General features: G+C 61.2%; 19 protein-coding genes and 2 pseudogenes. 14 read left to right on the top strand and 7 right to left on the bottom strand.

Annotated features, from left to right (window positions below; all coding sequences use genetic code 11):
- Window positions 1-74: 74 nt before the first annotated feature.
- The 7 genes and pseudogenes from AACY31_RS29040 to AACY31_RS22305 all read left to right on the top strand — a co-directional run.
- A pseudogene (locus AACY31_RS29040) lies at window positions 75-197 on the top strand (hypothetical protein); the annotation flags it as partial.
- Window positions 197-304: pseudogene (locus AACY31_RS29035) on the top strand (hypothetical protein); the annotation flags it as partial. The pseudogenes AACY31_RS29040 and AACY31_RS29035, both read left to right, overlap by 1 nt.
- Window positions 305-493: 189 nt before the next feature.
- Window positions 494-2,143, top strand: coding sequence for a phosphoethanolamine transferase (locus AACY31_RS22325; RefSeq protein ID WP_339492768.1), 1,650 nt, complete (start codon window positions 494-496; stop codon window positions 2,141-2,143).
- Between the two features lie 68 nt (window positions 2,144-2,211).
- Complete coding sequence (locus AACY31_RS22320; RefSeq protein WP_339482708.1) at window positions 2,212-2,853, top strand: class I SAM-dependent methyltransferase; 642 nt, start codon at window positions 2,212-2,214, stop codon at window positions 2,851-2,853.
- Between the two features lie 121 nt (window positions 2,854-2,974).
- Complete coding sequence (gene rnd / locus AACY31_RS22315; RefSeq protein WP_339482707.1) at window positions 2,975-4,108, top strand: ribonuclease D; 1,134 nt, start codon at window positions 2,975-2,977, stop codon at window positions 4,106-4,108.
- Window positions 4,105-4,398: a YcgL domain-containing protein gene (locus tag AACY31_RS22310; protein WP_003198853.1), complete on the top strand. Its 294-nt coding sequence runs from the start codon at window positions 4,105-4,107 to the stop codon at window positions 4,396-4,398. Before rnd ends, AACY31_RS22310 begins: the two co-directional genes overlap by 4 nt.
- 126 nt (window positions 4,399-4,524) lie before the next feature.
- Window positions 4,525-5,457, top strand: coding sequence for a D-2-hydroxyacid dehydrogenase (locus tag AACY31_RS22305; protein WP_339482705.1), 933 nt, complete (start codon window positions 4,525-4,527; stop codon window positions 5,455-5,457).
- Between the two features lie 206 nt (window positions 5,458-5,663).
- On the opposite strand, the gene AACY31_RS22300 is transcribed toward AACY31_RS22305, so the two are convergent.
- Complete coding sequence (locus tag AACY31_RS22300) at window positions 5,664-6,257, bottom strand: nitroreductase family protein (RefSeq protein ID WP_339482704.1); 594 nt, start codon at window positions 6,255-6,257, stop codon at window positions 5,664-5,666.
- Between the two features lie 160 nt (window positions 6,258-6,417).
- Between AACY31_RS22300 and AACY31_RS22295 the strand changes: the two genes are divergently transcribed.
- A complete protein-coding gene (locus AACY31_RS22295; RefSeq protein ID WP_339482703.1) occupies window positions 6,418-6,867 on the top strand; it encodes a YcgN family cysteine cluster protein in 450 nt (149 codons plus the stop codon).
- Between the two features lie 31 nt (window positions 6,868-6,898).
- Window positions 6,899-8,128, top strand: a complete 1,230-nt coding sequence (locus AACY31_RS22290) for a hypothetical protein (RefSeq protein ID WP_339482702.1) — start codon at window positions 6,899-6,901, stop codon at window positions 8,126-8,128.
- Between the two features lie 123 nt (window positions 8,129-8,251).
- Here the strand turns inward: AACY31_RS22290 and AACY31_RS22285 are convergent, their stop codons facing one another.
- The 4 genes from AACY31_RS22285 to AACY31_RS22270 form a co-directional block, all read right to left on the bottom strand.
- Complete coding sequence (locus AACY31_RS22285) at window positions 8,252-8,629, bottom strand: YgaP family membrane protein (RefSeq protein ID WP_339482701.1); 378 nt, start codon at window positions 8,627-8,629, stop codon at window positions 8,252-8,254.
- Window positions 8,630-8,706: 77 nt separating this feature from the next.
- On the bottom strand, window positions 8,707-9,177 hold the full coding sequence (locus AACY31_RS22280) for an RNA methyltransferase (protein WP_339482700.1): 471 nt from the start codon (window positions 9,175-9,177) through the stop codon (window positions 8,707-8,709).
- 197 nt (window positions 9,178-9,374) lie between these two features.
- Window positions 9,375-9,749 (bottom strand): YajD family HNH nuclease, encoded by a 375-nt coding sequence (locus AACY31_RS22275; RefSeq protein ID WP_003184246.1) that lies wholly within the window; start codon window positions 9,747-9,749, stop codon window positions 9,375-9,377.
- A 48-nt stretch (window positions 9,750-9,797) separates the two neighbouring features.
- The gene (locus tag AACY31_RS22270; protein ID WP_339505090.1) at window positions 9,798-10,484 is read right to left on the bottom strand and encodes a spermidine synthase; all 687 of its coding nucleotides are present in this window, start codon (window positions 10,482-10,484) and stop codon (window positions 9,798-9,800) included.
- A gap of 72 nt (window positions 10,485-10,556) precedes the next feature.
- Between AACY31_RS22270 and AACY31_RS22265 the strand changes: the two genes are divergently transcribed.
- On the top strand, window positions 10,557-10,880 hold the full coding sequence (locus AACY31_RS22265) for a hypothetical protein (protein ID WP_339505088.1): 324 nt from the start codon (window positions 10,557-10,559) through the stop codon (window positions 10,878-10,880).
- A 70-nt stretch (window positions 10,881-10,950) separates the two neighbouring features.
- Here the strand turns inward: AACY31_RS22265 and AACY31_RS22260 are convergent, their stop codons facing one another.
- Entirely contained in the window at window positions 10,951-11,424 is a 474-nt protein-coding gene (locus tag AACY31_RS22260; RefSeq protein ID WP_014337065.1) for a cyclic nucleotide-binding domain-containing protein, read from the bottom strand.
- A 246-nt stretch (window positions 11,425-11,670) separates the two neighbouring features.
- The gene (locus AACY31_RS22255) at window positions 11,671-13,725 is read right to left on the bottom strand and encodes a S9 family peptidase (protein ID WP_339482697.1); all 2,055 of its coding nucleotides are present in this window, start codon (window positions 13,723-13,725) and stop codon (window positions 11,671-11,673) included.
- 135 nt (window positions 13,726-13,860) lie between these two features.
- On the opposite strand from AACY31_RS22255, the gene AACY31_RS22250 reads away from it, so the two are divergent.
- The 4 genes from AACY31_RS22250 (at window position 13,861) to AACY31_RS22235 (ending at window position 17,366) form a co-directional block, all read left to right on the top strand.
- Entirely contained in the window at window positions 13,861-14,358 is a 498-nt protein-coding gene (locus AACY31_RS22250; RefSeq protein WP_339482695.1) for an MFS transporter, read from the top strand.
- A 32-nt stretch (window positions 14,359-14,390) separates the two neighbouring features.
- On the top strand, window positions 14,391-15,167 hold the full coding sequence (locus AACY31_RS22245; RefSeq protein WP_339482694.1) for a class II glutamine amidotransferase: 777 nt from the start codon (window positions 14,391-14,393) through the stop codon (window positions 15,165-15,167).
- Window positions 15,168-15,179: 12 nt separating this feature from the next.
- The gene (locus AACY31_RS22240; RefSeq protein ID WP_339482693.1) at window positions 15,180-15,722 is read left to right on the top strand and encodes a DUF2937 family protein; all 543 of its coding nucleotides are present in this window, start codon (window positions 15,180-15,182) and stop codon (window positions 15,720-15,722) included.
- A gap of 357 nt (window positions 15,723-16,079) precedes the next feature.
- Window positions 16,080-17,366, top strand: coding sequence for an MFS transporter (locus AACY31_RS22235; RefSeq protein WP_339492765.1), 1,287 nt, complete (start codon window positions 16,080-16,082; stop codon window positions 17,364-17,366).
- Window positions 17,367-17,385: the final 19 nt, after the last annotated feature.

Below are 17,385 nucleotides of genomic sequence, written 5' to 3'. Positions count from 1 at the left end.
AACGACCGTGCCAAGAGAATGCCTGGCAGGCGCTTTCATGGTCGGGAACGGGACAGATACTGTAGCGAACACGACGTGCCTATCCCCTCAGTGGCAGCTTGCAGCGCATGCCGTGGCGGTTGCTTCCTACGGCTGCCGTGCACGTCAGCCTGCATCCCCGGGAGGGCGCGCCGACGACCATCGCCAATCCGCGTTATCATCCAGGGCGCGGAAATCGTTTGGCGATGAGTTTCTTGGCGTTTATCTGGCGGTCAAGCGCGTCGAATACCGTCAATTCATGGGGGAAGTCGGGGAGCAGGACTGACGCAGGTATCTGAAGCCGGCGTGAAACTGGTTGGCCAGTGGTTTTTTAATAATTATTTAGTGGCAATTTTTTCACGAAAAATTGATGGTGAGCTACCTAAAGTTTGCGTTGCCGTAGGAAAAGAATTTTTTCACATTTTCTGCGGTACTTCTTTTTCAAAGAATAACTTTCAGGAAACCGTCATCCATTATGCTGACTATTAAAGCCGTGCGCCCCGAGTGGGTGACACTGGCCGCCAGTGCCTTTTTATTAGCGGGCTTCAACGTCGTTCTCGGGCAACACTTACTGGCGATCACCACGGCTGACGCTCGGGGTCTGCTGATGTGCATGGCGTTTGGCCTGATGATTTTCTGCGCGTTCAACCTGATGCTGACGCTCGTGGCCTTCCGTCTGCTGCTCAAGCCTGTGTTGATACTGTTGTTCCTGATCAGCGCTGGCGTCGCCTATTTCATGGCCCAATACGGTGTATTGATCGACGCCGGCATGTTGCGCAACTTTGCTGAAACCAATGCCACGGAAGTGCGCGATCTGTTGTCGCTGAAGTTGTTTGCTTATATCGGATTGTTGGGGGTGTTGCCTTGCTGGTTGTTGTTAAAGACACCGATCAACTACCGTCGCTGGCCAAAAGAACTATTAAGTAAGTTACTGGTCGGTGTGGCCTCGGTCGCGGTAATTGGCATGGTCGCCCTGATCAATTACCAAGGCCTGTCTTCATTGTTTCGCAACCACCACGAGTTGCGCTTGATGATCGTGCCGAGCAATTACATCGGTGCTTCGCTCGGCTACTTGCGTGAGCAGCTCGCGTCGGCCAAGCAGCCGTTCACCAAGTTGGGCGAGGACGCGAGCCGTAACCCCGCCTGGCAAACCCACGGCCGCAAGTCCTTGACCGTACTGGTGGTGGGCGAGAGTGCCCGGGCCGAGAACTTCGGCATCCTCGGCTATAACCGCGATACCACACCGACACTGAACAAAGAGGCCGGCCTGATCGCCTTCACCGACGTGCATTCCTGCGGCACTGAAACCGCCGTGTCGGTGCCCTGCATGTTTTCCAACATGGGGCGCAAGAACTACGACGCCAGCATCGCCAAGAATGAAGAGGGTTTGCTGGATGTGCTCAAGCGCGCCGGGCTGGAGGTGATCTGGCGGGACAACCAGTCCGGCTGCAAGGGCACCTGCGACCGGGTCACACTGCAGGATGTCAGCAATCTCAAGGACCCGGCCCTGTGCGCCAACAGCGAGTGCCGCGACGAGATCCTGCTCCAGGGGCTGCAGCATTTCATCGACGCGCTCGACAAAGACACGGTGCTGGTGCTGCACCAGATGGGCAGCCACGGGCCGGAATACTTCAAGCGCTACCCCAAGGAGTACGAGCATTTCACCCCGGTCTGCGAAAGCAACGCGCTGAACAATTGCAGTCGCGAGAGCATCGTCAACGGCTACGACAACACGCTGGTGTACACCGATCATGTGCTCTCGACCCTGATCGATCTGCTGCGGGCCAACCAGGACAAGGTTGACACGGCCATGCTGTACTTGTCGGACCATGGCGAGTCCTTGGGCGAATACAACCTGTTTCTCCATGGCACGCCCTACATGCTCGCCCCGGAGCAACAGAAACACGTGGCGATGCTTGCCTGGTTTTCCGACAGCTATCAGAAGTCTTTCTCGGTCGACACCCATTGTCTGCAACTGAGTCGGGAAAAACCCTTGAGCCAGGACAACCTGTTCCACTCGATGCTCGGGCTGCTGGAAGTCAACAGCCAGGTCTACAACCGGGACCTGGACCTGTTCGCTAATTGTCGCGGCGCGGTGATTGACGGTGTCCTGGCGCGCAAGTGATGGCCTGGACTTTTTTTTCACGCAGCGTTGGTTAACCTGTCATTCAATCTTTTCCAAGAGCCGTTCGTATGTCCGGGCTACCCCCATCCACCGTCGAGCTTGAGTTCGCCAGGCAGCATGACCAGGAACATGCGCAGGTCTGCTGTCGGCCGGCGCCTCGACGCTTGCGCCTGGCGTTCTGGCGCGACGAGCACATGGTGCGCAACGCCCTGAAGGTGGCGGGCGAGCCAGGGCTAGTGCTGGATGTGGCCTGTGGCGCGGGGCGGTTCTGGCCGGTGCTGGCCGAGCACGCCAACCGGGTTATCCTGGCGGCGGACCCGTCGCCGGACATGCTCGAACATGCGCTCACCCACCATGGCGGCGCGTTGCTCCAACGGGTCAAGACTTTCCCAAGTTCGGCGTTCACGATCGGGCTGTCGGCCAACGCGGTGGATTGTATTTGTTGTCTGCAACTGTTTCGCCACGTCAGCGCCTGCGAGCATCGCCTGGCGCTGTTGCGCGAATTTCATCGGGTCAGTCGCGACACGGTGATCGTTTCGGTGCACATCGAAGGACGCCTCAAGATTGGCCAGGCGCCGCGACGAAGCCTGGCCGACAAGGCCAATCTCGAAGCCGAGTTTCGCCAGGCCGGTTTTAGCGTGCTCTGGTATCAGGATTTCCTGCCCGGTTTCTCGCTGACGCGTGTTTATGTGTTGCGTAAGACCGGTTAAGTCCTGATGTAGGACTATTCTTGCTTTTTCGCAGGCGATTTCTCTTAGGCTGCTGCTCGATGGGTGCTCGCAATCGCCGGCGGCGATATATACTGCGCGCCATTCTTCAAGGGAGAGCCGTGTGGCCATCGATATTCACTGGATTCGCGACAACGATAGCCTCGGCCAGTTTTGCGCCGAGTGGCAACAGTTGCCATTCGTCGCCCTCGACACCGAATTCATGCGGGTCGACACCTTTTACCCTATTGCCGGTTTATTGCAGATCGGCGACGGCAAGCGTGCCTACCTGATCGACCCCTTGACCATCGACAATTGGCAACCCTTGGCCGCACTGCTGGAAAACCCGGCGGTGCTCAAGGTGTTGCACGCCTGCAGCGAAGACCTTGAAGTGCTATTGCGCTTGACCGGCAGCCTGCCTGCGCCGCTGTTCGATACTCAATTGGCCGCCGCCTACCTGAACCTGGGTTTCTCCATGGGCTATTCGCGGCTGGTGCAGGAAGTGCTGGGTATCGAGCTGCCCAAGGGCGAAACCCGTTCCGACTGGTTGCAACGGCCCCTGTCCGAGACGCAGATCAGCTACGCGGCAGAGGATGCCGTGCACCTGGCAGAAGTTTTCGTACTGCTGCGTCCAAAACTTTCCGACGAAAAATACCGTTGGGTCCTGGAAGACGGCGCCGAACTGGTGGCCAACCTGCGTCGCGAAGTCGACCCGTACGAGGTCTACCGCGAGGCCAAGCTCGCCTGGAAACTGTCTCGCGCCCAATTGGTCGTGCTGCGTGAGCTGTGCGCCTGGCGCGAACGCGAGGCGCGGGCCCGTGACCTGCCGCGCAATCGCATCATTCGCGAGCATTCGCTGTGGCCCCTGGCCCGTACCCAGCCGGATAACCTCGGCGCGTTGGCCAAGATCGAAGACATGCACCCGCGCACCGTGCGCCAGGACGGCCAGTTTCTGCTGGACTTGATCCAGCGCGCCGCCAGCGTGTCGCCCGAGCAGTGGCCGCCGGCCGTGGCCGAGCCACTGCCCATCGAGGCCTCGGCCCTGGTCAAGCGTCTGCGAGCGCTGGGACAGGCTGAAGCCGAGCGCTTGGAAATTGCTCCGGAGCTGATGCTGCGCAAGAAAACCCTCGAAGCGCTGATCAAGAGCGGCTTCCCCGAGGGGCCTTACCAATTGCCTGATTCGCTGCGTGGCTGGCGTCGCGAATTGATGGGCCAGGCGCTGCTCGACAGCCTGGCCACTGCCGGAGAACAGCCTTGAAACGTATCTGCTCCATCTACCGAAGCTCGAAGAAAAACGAGATGTACCTGTATGTGCTCAAGAGCGATGCCTTGGAGCGCGTACCTGAGCCGTTGATGGCCGCCTTTGGCAAGGCGATCCATGCCTTTGACCTGGTGCTGAGTCCCGAGCGGGCGCTGTCCCGGGAGGACATCAACAAGGTGCTGGAAAACCTCGACACCCAGGGCTATCACTTGCAAATGCCGCCGGCCGAAGACGAGTACATCGAGCATTTGCCCGAAGAGTTGTTGCGCCGCAACGACCCGGTCTGACGCTCTCTGAGGCACCTGTCCTGGGTGCCTCTGGAAAAACACTGGAATGGTTTATTGACGACGATCGTATGGATGGAGCGACACTCTATCAGCGGTTGTCTGCACTGTTTTTGAAAGGTTTGATTCATGCGCGTTCTGATTGCCGAACACGACCACCCGATGTACGCCCAGCTTCTGCGTCAGGCGGCCCCCGATATTGAAGTCCTGACCAGCGGCGACTCCGCCGAATTGTCGCGACTGGCCACCGATTGCCCGGTCTGGCTCGGCCAACCTGATCTGCTGGCCACCCTGTTGCGTCAGGGCCATAGACCCAGCTGGCTGCAATCGACCTGGGCGGGTATCACGCCGTTGCTGGCCGAGGGCTTGACGCGCAATTACCGCCTGACCCGTGCGGTGGGCATTTTCGGCCAGGTGATGGCCGAGTACGTGCTGACCTACATGCTCGGCCATGAGCGCGAGGTATTGGCACGCTTGGTCAGCCAGGTCGAGCGCAAGTGGGACAACCGCCAGGGGCACGGTCTGGCCGGGCGCAAGGTGTTGATCGTCGGGACGGGGGATATCGGCCTGCGTGTGGCGCAGTTCCTCGTGCCGTTCGGTGTGCAGTTGTATGGCGTTGCCCGCGAAGCCCGGGCGTTGGCGCCGTTCATCGAGGTCGGGGCGCTGAAGGATCTGCCACGCCTGGTGGGTGAGGTGGATTACGTGATCAATCTGCTGCCCAACACGCCCGATACCCATGATGTGTACGACGCGGCGCTGTTCAAGCAGTTCAAGCCGACCGGGTTGTTCATCAACGTCGGCCGCGGCGTGGCAGTGGTGGATGCGGACCTGGTGCAAGCCTTGAAAGAAGGGCATCTGGCCGGTGCGGTGATTGACGTCTGCCGCCAGGAACCGCTGCCGCAGCGCCACCCCTTCTGGACGGCCTGGGGCCTGCTGCTGACCGGTCACAGCTCGGCACCGACCTCGCCATCGATGATGGTGCAGTTGTTCCTGGAAAACCTGCGGGCCTACCAGGCGGGCGACGCGCTGCGCGGGGAAGTGGACTTCAGCCGGGGCTACTGAGTTGGCGAGGGAGAGTGCTCCGCCCGGACCTGTAGGCGCTGGCGAAGCCTGCGATCTTTTGATCTTTTGATCTTTCGCTTGAGATTCAAGTGTATTGGGAAAGATCGCAGCCTCGTTGCACTCGACAGCTCCTACACAGCTCACAGCTGTAGCCCGGCGGGAGCAGCTCGCTCCCACAGTGGACCTTAAGTGATCACAAAACAGGGTTACAGGGTGAAATCGCCTTCTGCCACCAGTTCGCTCAATGGTCGGCGTGGGCTTGGGGTTTCACGGGCCTGGAGGTACTCGGCCAGTGTCGATTTGTCCCCTAGCTTGCCAATCGCCAAGGCGGCGTGCAGGGCGTAACCTTCCGGGATCTTCAGTTCCTTGCGGGTCAACGCCTGGTCGAAACCGGCCATGCCGTGAGTGTGCCAGCCGTTGAGGCTGGCTTGCAGCGCCAGGTGGCCCCAGGCCGCACCCGTGTCGAAGGTGTGGGACTGCGCAGGGGTTTCCTCGGTGGCGCCAGGCACGGCGAAGGTGGTTTTTGAAACAATGATCACCAGTGCCGAGGCGTGTTGGGCCCAGCCGCGGTTGAATTCATTGAGCAGGCCCAGGAAACGCTGCCAATTTGGCGTGTCGCGGCGCGCATACAGGAAACGCCACGGCTGGGAGTTGTACGCCGACGGCGCCCAGCGTGCAGCTTCGAAGAAGCCCAGCAGGGTTTCTTCTGCAATGGTCTCGCCGGTAAAGGCGCGGGGCGACCAGCGTTCGATGAATTGAGGGTGAATCGCGTAATCGGCAATGCGGGGATTGGCACTCATGGGCTTACCTGGCTGGAGTTGGGGAAGTCAATCAAGCAACCTACGTCCCGCCGCCCGACCTGACAAGCCCCTGGCTACCGACAGTCGCCAATGCTTGGCCTGAAGAGGTCCGGGCACTAGACTGTCGGCCTTTTCACCACCTGATATTGATGCTTGAGCCATGGCCGCCAAAGTCGAACCGTTCTGGATACGCAAAACCCTCGATCAGCTCGATCCGCAGGAGTGGGAATCGCTGTGCGACGGCTGTGGCCTGTGTTGCCTGCAAAAACTCGAAGACGAAGACGACAACAGCGTCTACTACACGCGCATCGCCTGCAAACTGCTGGACCTGAAAACCTGCCAGTGCACCGACTATCCCAACCGCCGCGACTTTGTCCCCGACTGCATCCAGCTCACGCCGGGCAAGGCCGATGAGTTCAAGTGGCTGCCGCCGACTTGCGGTTATCGGCTGGTCAGCGAGGGCAAGGACTTGCCGTTGTGGCACCATCTGGTCTGCGGAGATCGTGATGCCGTGCACCACGAGCGCATTTCCCAGGCAGGGCGCATGCTGGCCGAAGGCAGCGTGCCGGAAGACGATTGGGAAGATCATCTGATTTTTCGCGCCGGCTGAGCCGCTGCGCGGCGCGCCCCAGGGAGAACCCATGGCTGCAGGATTGAAACGGATGCTGGTGGCCGGGCTGCTGGCGGTGTGTGGGCCGCTGTGGGCGGCGCAGAAAGTCGACCTGGATTATCACGTGCACCTATTGCCACAGAGCGATCAGGCCGAGGTGCGCCTGACGCTGGCCCGGGGGGGGGCGGTGCGCAGCCTGGATTTCGACCTCGGCGACGGCAGTCGCTACAGCGATTTCAAGGCCGACGGCCAGTGGCAACTCATCCCCGGCAAGGCGGCGCGAGGTGTCTGGCGGCCGGCAGCCGACAAGGCCAGCCTGAGCTACCGCGTGCGCATCAGCCATGCGCGCAAGAACGCCACCTTCGAAACTTGCATGACTGCGACGTGGGCGTTGCTGCGCGGCGACGACCTGGTGCCGTCGGCCAAGCTCGACCAGCAGGAGGGCGTCGAACTGGTGGCTCGTCTTGAGGTTGAATTGCCTGAAGGCTGGAAAAGCATCGAGACGCCCTGGCCGCGCATCGGCAAGCAACGCTTTCGCATCGACAACCCCTCGCGCCTGTTCGACCGCCCCACGGGCTGGATGCTCGCCGGCAAACTGGGCAGCCGCCGCACCCGCCTGGGCGAAACTGAGGTGACGGTGGCCTCGCCCCAGGGCCAGGGCATGCGCCGGATGGATGTGTTGACGCTGCTGACATTCGTCTGGCCGCAGGTCCAAGCGCTGGTGCCGCGCCATCCTGCCAAGTTGTTGATTGTCGGCGCCGGTGATCCGTTGTGGCGTGGCGCCCAGGCCGGCCATGACTCGATCTACCTGCACAGCCGTCCGCCGCTGGTCAGCGAGCGGGGCAGTAGCCCGTTGTTGCGGGAGTTGGTGCAGGCGCTGGCCCGGGTCAATGATCATGATCGTAGTGACTGGATCAGCGAGGGGCTGACCGAGTACTACGCCATCGAACTGCTGCGCCGCGCCGGCGGCCTGAGTGATGAGCGCTATCAGACCTTCAATGACCGGCTCGCCCGCGAGAGCAAGGGTGTCACCACCTTGCGCGGCGAACAGATCAGCCCTGCGGCAGTGGCCAAGGCGGTGTTGCTATTGCAGGAACTGGACCGCGAGATTCGCGTGAGAACCCGTAACAAGCGTTCGCTGGATGATGTGTTGCAGGGGGCGATGCGGCTGGAGACGGTTGATACCGAGGAGTTTGTGCAACTCAGTGAAAGTGTCCTGGGCGGGGCTTCTACTGTGCTCGAAAGCCGGTTACTTCAGTAATACCGCTATCGCGGTCAAGCCTTGCTCCCACTGGATCGAGTCGTACCCAATATCTCATCCGGCGAAGATCCAGTGTGGGGGTAAGGCTTGTCCGCGATGAGGCCATCAGCGGCACTGCAAAAGTCAGAGCCCAACCTTCGGCGAATCCAACGAATCATTTCCCGTCACCGTAGCCGTGCCAGTCGCCGCCTCGGCATTGGCCTTCAGGCGGCTCAGCTCATCACCGGCCTGTTCGATGCGGGCGCGGGCGTTGCTGAGGTTCTGTCGGTTCTTTTCCAACAAGGCCTTGGCAGAACAATGCCCGGTGATCCCCCGCGCCAACGCCATGCCGCCGATCGCCAGTTGCGCCAGCCCGATCACACCGCCGCGACGCAAACCCTTGCCCATCATCAGCACACCGCCGGCCAGTGAGCCAATGCGTTCCCAGCCATGCACGTTTTGTGGCGGATGGGATTGGAAAGGGGGGCTCTCAATCGGCTCGAACGGATTGTTGTCGCTCATGATCTGTCTCCAGTGTGGGGATTGGTATAAAGCTGACTGCCCGAGCGATTGCCTTGTTCAATCGAATGTTGCGCCGATCAGCGGAATTGCGGCCCCGAACGGGTGTTGTTGCCTTTGGCCATGCGGTCATACAACACGACGTTGACGGTGGCGGCCAGGTTCATGCAGCCGCTGGTGGGGATGTACACCACGTCCTCGCACCAATCGCGGATGTCCTTGTCCAGCGAGCCGTCTTCCGGGCCAAAAATGTACAGCGCCCGGTCCGGGTGGGTGTATTCGGGCAGTGGGCGAGCGCCTTCCACCAGTTCCACGGCCACTGGCACACAGCCCAGGGGCAGGATTTTCTTCAGGTCGTCGATACCGATCAGCGGAATGTCGTAGTGGACTTTCTTGGTGTCGGTGACGAAGTCGGCGGCGCGCTCATAGCGCTTGCCGGTGTAGAACACCGACGCCACGCCGTAGCAGCCGGCGGCACGCATGACCGAACCGACGTTTTCCGGTGACTTGGGGTTGAACAGACCGATGCAGCTATAGCGTTTGTTGGCCACGGGCGGGGTGCCTTTGGGGAAAAGGCGCGATTATACGGGGAATGGGGGAGGGTGGTCAGTTCCGAGGTGTGAGGTTCACAAATCCTGTGGGAGCAAAGCTTGCTCGCGAAATAGGCACCTCGGTTTTTGAAAGACCGCATCGGCTTCATCGCGGGCAAGCCTTGCTCCCACAAAACGGGGCTCACCCTATGGCTGGATTACTCGTCTTTCTTCATCAACCCGGCCAGTGCGGCGAAGGGGTTGTGGGTTGCCTTGGCAATTTTCGGGGTGCTCAGGGAGCCATCGCCGAAATATTGCTGGTCGGTATAGCGCGAGTGTTCGTTGTCGTGGCAGTACAGGCACAGCAGTTCCCAGTTGGAACCGTCCTGCGGGTTGTTGTCGTGGTTGTGGTCGCGGTGGTGAACGGTCAGTTCGCTCAGGCGCTTGCCGGAAAACTCACGGGCGCAGCGGCCGCAGACATGGGGGTACATTTTCAGGGCTTTGTCGCGGTAGCCCATCTCCCGATCGCGCTGGGCATCGGCGAGGATGCGGTCCAGCTTGGCGGTGTTGGACGGTGGCGTTGACGAACTCATGGGTTCACCTTTGTAAACAAGACGGATGACGGTTGGACAGAGTTTAGCTCAGCCCTTGAGCTTCTCGGCAATCCAGATGGTGTGGCGGGTGCCTTTGTTGCCGTGGGCGAACACTTGCACCTCTTCGGCCTTGAAGCCGGCCTTCTTCAGTTTGTCGGAAAACTGCCGGTCAGCGCTGGCCGACCAGACCGCCAGCACGCCCTTGGGCCGCAGGGCCTTGGCGCAGGCGGCCAGGCCTCCAGCCGAATACAGCCAACTGTTGGCTTTTTGGGTCAGGCCTTCCGGGCCGTTGTCGACGTCGAGCATGATTGCGTCGAAACCTTGAGGTTCGGCTTGCAGCACCTTGGCCACGTCTTCCATGCGGATCACTGTGCGCGGGTCCGACAGCGGTCGCCCGGCCTTTTCACCCAAGGGGCCACGGTTCCACTCCACCACGCCGGGCACCAGTTCGGCCACCACCACTTCGGCGGTCTTGCCCAGGTACTTGAGGGCCGAGGCGAGGGTAAATCCCATGCCGAGGCCACCGATCAGCACGCGCGAGCCAGAGCGACCGGCCACCTTGCGGCAAGGAATCTCTGCCAGGGCATCTTCGGAGCCGTGCATGCGGGTGTTCATCAACTGCCCGCCGTCACCGCCCTGGATCTTGATGACGAAGTCTTCGCCATACTCGAACAGGCACAAGGCACCGCCGTTATCAGGGATGGGCGTGGTGTCGAGCAGAACGAAACGTTTCATGGAAATCTCGTAGGAGGGCAAACCGCGCGGTAACGACTAGCCTTAAAGCAGACAATAGCCACGGAGCCATTGATGAAGTGCGTCATTCTAACGGCCATTGCCCTGGCGGCGCTCTCAATAAGTTGCGCGCAGGCTCAACAACCGACGATTCCAGTCAACCCACCTAGCATCCCCGGGTCGCCAGGCACCGCCACTCCCATGCCCTATCCGCCGGTCACACCCAACGGTGTGCCCAAGGCTGGCCCCGGAAGCGGCGGGCCACCCTTGCTGCCCCCCATCGAAATGCCCAATCCACCCAAGGACCAGCCGATACCGGGCATGGCGCCGAAACCGGTGAAGGCCAAGTCGCCGGGGGGGGGAGACCGGAAGTCATTCGATGAAACAACTGAATGGTAAAACCTGTGGTTCGGGCTTTGCTCCCACAGGCTTGCTCCCACAGGTTCTGTGTTTCAACTGACAGAGGGGGTCAGACCTGCTGCGACAACAACTGCCCATCGGCCATGCGCAGGCGCTTGGACAGGGAGACGGCGAGGGCGCGGATGATCTTGGCGGCGATCTTGGGGGCGTCGTTGAGCATTTTTTCCAGGGAGTCCTTGCCCAGGTTCAGCAACTGGCAATCGCTGGCGGCGATGCAACTGGCCGAGCGTCGCTCGCCGTCGAGCACGGCCATTTCGCCGAATGCCCGGCCACTGCGCAGCGTGGCGATGGTCACGGGTTGGCCGTCGGGGCCGGTTTTCTGCACGGCCACCTGGCCGGTGTGGATGATGCACATGAAACTGCCGGCATCGCCCTCGCGGAAAATCGCTTCGCCCTCGGCGATGGCGCTGATGCTGAAATAACCCGACGCCGCGGCGAAGTCGACGGGCAGCAACTGGTCAAACAGACCGCAGTCCATCAACCAGTCGCGAATTTCTTTGTTCAGTAAGGTCGGTTCTGACATGTTGGCACGGTCTTTTTCTTGTGTTTGTTGCAGGTTCAGTTTGGCCCGGGTGTAAGCAGATCTCTGGGACAGACGGTTGTGGGAGCAAGGCTTGTCCGCGATGGCATCAGCTTGATCTGACAGACAGAACTAAGTTGCCTGTATCGCGGGCAAGCCTTGCTCCCACAAAGCCTTGCTCCTACATTGGACTGGGGTTTATCTGGGCCCGGCGCATGGAGCTAAGACCCGGTCATCCCACAGAGTTCCTCAGACCACCCTCAAAATCTTCAAGACAAATGCATATTCGAGCGCTACGTCACGTAATCCCTGGTAGCGCCCACTCATACCACCGTGACCGGCGCCCAGTTCGGTCTTGAGCAGCAGGGGGGTGTCGTCGGTCTTAGTGGCCCGCAATTTCGCCACCCATTTGGCCGCTTCCCAGTACTGCACACGGCTGTCGTTGTAACCGGCGATCACCAGCAGCGCCGGGTAGGCCTGGGCGCTGACGTTTTCGTACGGGGCGTAGGCTCGGATCCGATCATAAACGTCCGGTACCTCTGGATTGCCCCATTCGTCGTATTCGGTGACGGTCAGCGGCAAGTCCGGGTCGAGCATAGTGTTGAGCACGTCGACGAACGGCACCTCGGCAATCGCAACCTTGAACAGCTCTGGGCGTTGATTGAGCACCGCGCCGATCAGCAGGCCACCGGCGCTGCCGCCGCTGATTGCCAGTTGCTCGGCGGTGGTGAAACCCTTGCTGATCAAATGTTCGGCGCAGGCGATGAAATCGCTGAACGTGTTGTGCTTGTGTTCCTGCTTGCCGGCGCGATACCAGGCTTCCCCCAGCTCGCCGCCGCCGCGCACATGGGCGATGGCAAACGCTACGCCGCGGTCAAGCAGGCTCAGCCGCGAATGGGAAAACCACGGGTCGAGGCTTTCACCATAGGCACCGTAGCCGTACAGGTACAGCGGTACCGGCTGGCCGAGGGCTTCGCGCTTGACCACCAGGCTGATGGGCACCTGGGTGCCGTCCGGCGCCGTCGCCCAGAGCCGCTGGCTGACGTAGGCATCGGCGTCGAACGGGCCCAGGACCGGTGTTTGCTTGAGCACGACCTGTGCGCCGCTGGCCAGGTCCAACTGGCGGATCTGCGCCGGACGGTTCAGGGCCTCGTAGCGCAGGCGAATGCGATCGCTGACGAACTCCAGGCTGTTCTGCACATGCAGGCTGTAGGCTGCATCCGGCAGTTGCACCCGATACGCCGGCAAGCCCTGTGGGTGAACCTCGATGATTGGCAAGCCGCCCTCACGCAGGCTCAAGGTCATGGCCCCTGCGTTCAGGGTCAGGCCGTCGATCATCACCGTGTCACTGTGGGGGATCAGGTTCTGCCAGTCGGCCTCGGTCGGCGCTACGCCCGTGTCGGCGGCCTGGTACAGGGCGAAGTTGATCCCGTCGCGGTTGCTGCGGATCAACCAGGTCCATTGGCCATCGAGCAGGCCGTGGTCGACGTCGTATTCATGGTTTTCCACACGGGGCGCCAGGCAGGTAAAGGGGCGCTGCGGTTGCGCAGCGTCCAGCACCCAGACTTCACTGGTGGTCTTGCTGCCCAGGGACAGGATCAGCTGCTTTTCCGAGCTCGAACGATAGCAATGTAGGAAGAAACGCCCGTCCGGCTCATGGAACACTTCTTCGGCGGCAGTGCCGTCCAGGCGATAGCGCCAGAGCTTGTGGGGGCGATGGGTGTCGTCCAGCTCGCCATAAAACAGCGTCAGGCTGTCATTGGCCCAGGTCATGCTGCCGTCGCAATCGGCGAAGGACAGTTCGCTGACCTTGTCGTTGGACAATTCCTTCACGAACAGGGTGTAGATCTCGTCGCCTGTGGTATCCAGGCTGTAAGCCAGGCGCTGGTGGTCGGGGCTGATGCTGAAGGCGCCCAGGGAAAAGAAGCCACCGCCGGCCAGAGCGTTTGGGTCCAGTAACAGCTGTTCACGGCTTTCATCCACGCTCAGGCTGTCATCGGCCGGACGCGGGCAGCGGTAGTGGCGCGGGTATTCGTCACCGGCCGTGGTGCGGGTGTAGTACAGGTACGGGCCCCAGGGTGAGGGCAGCGACAGGTCGGTCTCGAGGATCCGGCCCTTGATCTCCTGGAACAGGGTTTCGCGCAGTTCGGCCTGCTCGGCGAGTTGCGCCTCCTGGTAGCTGTTTTCCGCCTTGAGGTAGTCGAGCACGGCGTCGGTGTCGCGTTCCTGCAGCCAGGCGTATGGGTCAACACCGGCGTCCCTGCGGGCAATCGGGGCGTTGGAAACGTGGGCAGATAGGGACATGAAAGGCTCTCGAACGTTGTACGAAAAGGGACGCATGGCCTGGACAGAACCAACCACGCAGGCCATTCGCCAGACGCCGGGGCAGCCTGACGAGCGAAAAGCCGTTACTATAAGCGCCTCTTTGCCTGCCTTGCCATGGACACCATGACCGAGAATGACTATCTGATTGCCTGGGGCCTCTACGCCTTCGCCGCCTTGGGCTGCCTGCTGGTGTGGATGCGCTTGACCCGCTGGATGTGGCGCTGGTTGCGCGAACCGCTGCGGTTGCTGATGGCGGTGTTGCTGTTTTGCCCTACCATCGTTGATCCGGTGAAGGACAAGGTCGCCCCAGCCCTGGCCATTGCTGCCCTGGACGTGCTGTTCAAAGTTGGCAACAACGTCTGGCGGGCGGCTTCCGATCTGCTCATGTACGGCATGATCGCCTTCGGCCTCTACTTCATTTTGGTGCTGATTCGCTTCCCCATCGAGCGGGCCGCCAACGCTCGCAAGGAGCGGGCCGCCGCCGCAAAAGCCGCCGCCGCGGCCGATGAGCCGGAGGACGAGCCACCGTTTGGCGTGGCCGGTGATGACCGTTACGGTCGCCCGCCCGTGCCAAGCAACCCCCAGCGTTCGCGTATCGACCCACGCCTGTAACCGGGCCTGCCCTTTGAAACGAGAGTTCGAGCATGTGTGAGTTATTGGGCATGAGCGCCAATGTGCCGACCGACATCGTGTTCAGCTTCACTGGGCTGATGCAGCGCGGCGGCAAGACCGGGCCGCATCGGGACGGTTGGGGCATCGCCTTCTATGAGGGCCGTGGCCTGCGCCTGTTCCAGGACCCGGCCGCCAGCAGCGAATCGGAAGTGGCGAACCTGGTGCAACGCTATCCGATCAAGAGCGAAGTGGTGATCGGGCACATTCGCCAAGCGAATGTCGGCAAGGTCTGCCTGTCCAACACCCACCCATTCGTGCGTGAGTTGTGGGGCCGCAACTGGTGTTTTGCCCACAACGGCCAGCTCGCCGAATTCCAGCCGGGCGTGAGCTTCTACCGTCCGGTGGGCGATACCGACAGCGAAGCGGCCTTCTGCGATTTGCTCAACCGCGTGCGCCAGGCCTTCCCTGAACCGGTGGAGGCGGAACAGCTGTTACCGGCGTTGATCGAGGCCTGCGCTGAATACCGCAGTAAAGGCGTGTTCAACTGTTTGCTCAGCGATGGCGACTGGCTGTTCTGCTATTGCTCGACCAAACTGGCTCAGATCACCCGTCGCGCGCCGTTCGGCCCGGCGCGGCTCAAGGATGTGGATGTGATTGTCGATTTCCAGGCTGAAACCACGCCCAACGACGTGGTCACGCTGATCGCCACCGAGCCCTTGACCGAAAACGAAACCTGGACCCGCTACGAACCGGGCCAATGGAGCCTGTGGCGACGCGGCGAATGCGTCAGCCACGGCCGGACCGAATAAGGACGTCACGCTATGTTGCTCAGTTATCTACGGCTGGTGTTGTTCGCGGTGGGCCTGTTGGTTGGGGTCCAGGTGCCGGGTTTCATCAATGATTACGCCAAGCGGGTCGAGGCGCACCTGATCGAGGCGCAGGCCGGCCTGCAAGGTTTCCAGGGCACCGCCAACCAGTTCTTCAAAGGTGACATGCAAGCCCTGGTGGCCCATTACCGCGCCAGCGAAGACCCGATTTTTCGCAGCGACGCCGACAGCCTGAACACCTTGCTCGTGCGCCAGCAGGCCCTGGACAAGCAATTCCAGGCGATGCAAGGCCCGTGGTACATCCGCTTGCTGCAAGTGGCACTGGCCGCCGATCCGGACATCCGCAAGGAAACCTGGAACGGCTACAGCTACCAGATCCTGTTGACCCCCGAGGCCATGATCTGGGGCATCAGCGGTGCGTTGTTGCTGTCGTTCGGCCTGGAATGCCTGTTCCGCCTGATCGACTGGGTGGTGCTGGGCGGCAAGCGCCTGCGCCAGGGCCGGCCGATTGAAGAGCGGGATTTGCGCGGGCTCTGACACCGCGGGGCTTTTGTGGCGAGAGGGCTTGCTCCCGCTGGATTCTGTAGGCGCTGGCGAAGGCTCGGGCCGCGTTCGGACGATCTTTTGCTCTTTTGCTCCTTCGCTTGAGACTCAAGTGTTTGGGGGAAGATCGCAGCCTCGTTGCACTCGACAGCTCCTACAACGCGCCCCAGCCGTTTCGCCGGCCTCCGCGATCAGATTCGCCATCTGGGTATTCATCCAATCAAGTTTTTCTTATGACCCAGCCAAGGTTTTATTCGTTGGACGGGATCGGCCGCGCGCTCAAGAATCGGCGCATCGGTCTCCACGTCAGCGTCGTCGAGACTTACAACAATAAAACTGCGGAGAACCACCATGAGTGCACCCGACACGCTCGGCGTCCCCCAACCCCGGGCCCGTTCCGGCCCATTCGATTGGTATCGCAACATCAATCAGCAGGAACGTCGCACCTTCTGGAGCTGCAAGATCGGCTACGCCCTGGATGGCATGGACACGCAGATGCTCAGTTTCGTGGTGCCGACCCTGATCGCGATGTGGGGCATTACCACCGGGCAGGCAGGCCTGATTCACACCAGTACCTTGATCGCTTCGGCCATTGGCGGCTGGGTGGCGGGTATTCTCTCGGACCGCATCGGGCGGGTGCGCACCCTGCAACTGACGGTGCTGTGGTTCGCCTTCTTCACGTTCCTGTGCGGTTTTGCCCAGAACTACGAACAACTGTTGATCGCCCGCACATTGATGGGCTTTGGCTTCGGCGGCGAGTGGACGGCCGGCGCGGTGTTGATGGGCGAGGTGATCCGCGCCAAGGATCGCGGCAAGGCGGTGGGCATGGTGCAGTCAGGTTGGGCCCTGGGCTGGGGCATGACGGCGATTCTGTATGCGCTGCTGTTCTCGGTATTGCCGCCGGAAGACGCCTGGCGCGCCTTGTTTATCCTGGGCATTGTCCCGGCGGTATTCGTGATATTCGTCCGGCGCCTGGTCAAGGACCCGCAAGTCTATAATCAGGCCAAGGCCCGGCAAACACCGAGCAATCCGGCGAAGTTCTACGAGATCTTCGCCCCCGGCATACGCTTCACCACCATTCGTGCCTCGTTGCTGACCACCGGTGCCTTGGGCGGTTACTACGCCATCACCTCCTGGTTGCCAACGTTCCTGAAAAATGAGCGTGGCTTGAGCGTGTTGAGCACCGGTGGCTACCTGGCGATGGTGATTGTCGGTTCCTATGTGGGTTACGTCATCAGCGCGTACCTGTCAGATATCCTGGGGCGCAAGAAGAACTTCGTTCTGTACGCCGTCGGCTCGTTCACCATCGTCTTGCTGTACACCCAGGTGCCGGTGAGCAATAACGTGATGCTCTGGCTGGGCTTTCCCTTGGGGTTCTTCGCTTCGGGGATGTTCAGCGGCATGGGCTCGTTCCTCACCGAACTGTTTCCTACGCGCATCCGTGGTTCGGGGCAGGGTTTTTGCTACAACATTGGCCGGGCGGTGGCGGCATTGTTCCCGCTGTTGATTGGCCTGCTGAGCCAGAAAGTGCCGCTGAGCGTGGGCATTGGGGCGTTCGCCGCCGTGTCCTATGGCGTGGTGATCCTGGCGGCCCTGAGCCTGCCGGAAACCAAAGGCAAGCAGTTGGACGCTGAGTAACTGATAACCTGCGGACACA

Origin of the sequence: Pseudomonas sp. RL_105y_Pfl2_101 (assembly GCF_963970585.1) — a bacterium.
Lineage (GTDB): Bacteria > Pseudomonadota > Gammaproteobacteria > Pseudomonadales > Pseudomonadaceae > Aquipseudomonas.
This window is presented reverse-complemented; position numbering and strand designations above follow the sequence as displayed.

What these genes read in the sequence shown, in the direction of transcription:
- AACY31_RS22325 (WP_339492768.1), top strand. Translation starts at nt 494, where the DNA reads ATGCTGACTATTAAAGCCGTGCGCCCCGAGTGGGTGACACTGGCCGCC.
- AACY31_RS22270 (WP_339505090.1), bottom strand. Translation starts at nt 10,484, where the DNA reads ATGAAACGTTTCGTTCTGCTCGACACCACGCCCATCCCTGATAACGGC.
- AACY31_RS22275 (WP_003184246.1), bottom strand. Translation starts at nt 9,749, where the DNA reads ATGAGTTCGTCAACGCCACCGTCCAACACCGCCAAGCTGGACCGCATC.
- AACY31_RS22245 (WP_339482694.1), top strand. Translation starts at nt 14,391, where the DNA reads ATGTGTGAGTTATTGGGCATGAGCGCCAATGTGCCGACCGACATCGTG.
- AACY31_RS22235 (WP_339492765.1), top strand. Translation starts at nt 16,080, where the DNA reads ATGAGTGCACCCGACACGCTCGGCGTCCCCCAACCCCGGGCCCGTTCC.
- AACY31_RS22320 (WP_339482708.1), top strand. Translation starts at nt 2,212, where the DNA reads ATGTCCGGGCTACCCCCATCCACCGTCGAGCTTGAGTTCGCCAGGCAG.
- AACY31_RS22260 (WP_014337065.1), bottom strand. Translation starts at nt 11,424, where the DNA reads ATGTCAGAACCGACCTTACTGAACAAAGAAATTCGCGACTGGTTGATG.
- AACY31_RS22240 (WP_339482693.1), top strand. Translation starts at nt 15,180, where the DNA reads ATGTTGCTCAGTTATCTACGGCTGGTGTTGTTCGCGGTGGGCCTGTTG.
- AACY31_RS22265 (WP_339505088.1), top strand. Translation starts at nt 10,557, where the DNA reads ATGAAGTGCGTCATTCTAACGGCCATTGCCCTGGCGGCGCTCTCAATA.
- AACY31_RS22290 (WP_339482702.1), top strand. Translation starts at nt 6,899, where the DNA reads ATGGCTGCAGGATTGAAACGGATGCTGGTGGCCGGGCTGCTGGCGGTG.
- AACY31_RS22295 (WP_339482703.1), top strand. Translation starts at nt 6,418, where the DNA reads ATGGCCGCCAAAGTCGAACCGTTCTGGATACGCAAAACCCTCGATCAG.
- AACY31_RS22285 (WP_339482701.1), bottom strand. Translation starts at nt 8,629, where the DNA reads ATGAGCGACAACAATCCGTTCGAGCCGATTGAGAGCCCCCCTTTCCAA.
- AACY31_RS22250 (WP_339482695.1), top strand. Translation starts at nt 13,861, where the DNA reads ATGGACACCATGACCGAGAATGACTATCTGATTGCCTGGGGCCTCTAC.
- AACY31_RS22255 (WP_339482697.1), bottom strand. Translation starts at nt 13,725, where the DNA reads ATGTCCCTATCTGCCCACGTTTCCAACGCCCCGATTGCCCGCAGGGAC.
- AACY31_RS22300 (WP_339482704.1), bottom strand. Translation starts at nt 6,257, where the DNA reads ATGAGTGCCAATCCCCGCATTGCCGATTACGCGATTCACCCTCAATTC.
- AACY31_RS22305 (WP_339482705.1), top strand. Translation starts at nt 4,525, where the DNA reads ATGCGCGTTCTGATTGCCGAACACGACCACCCGATGTACGCCCAGCTT.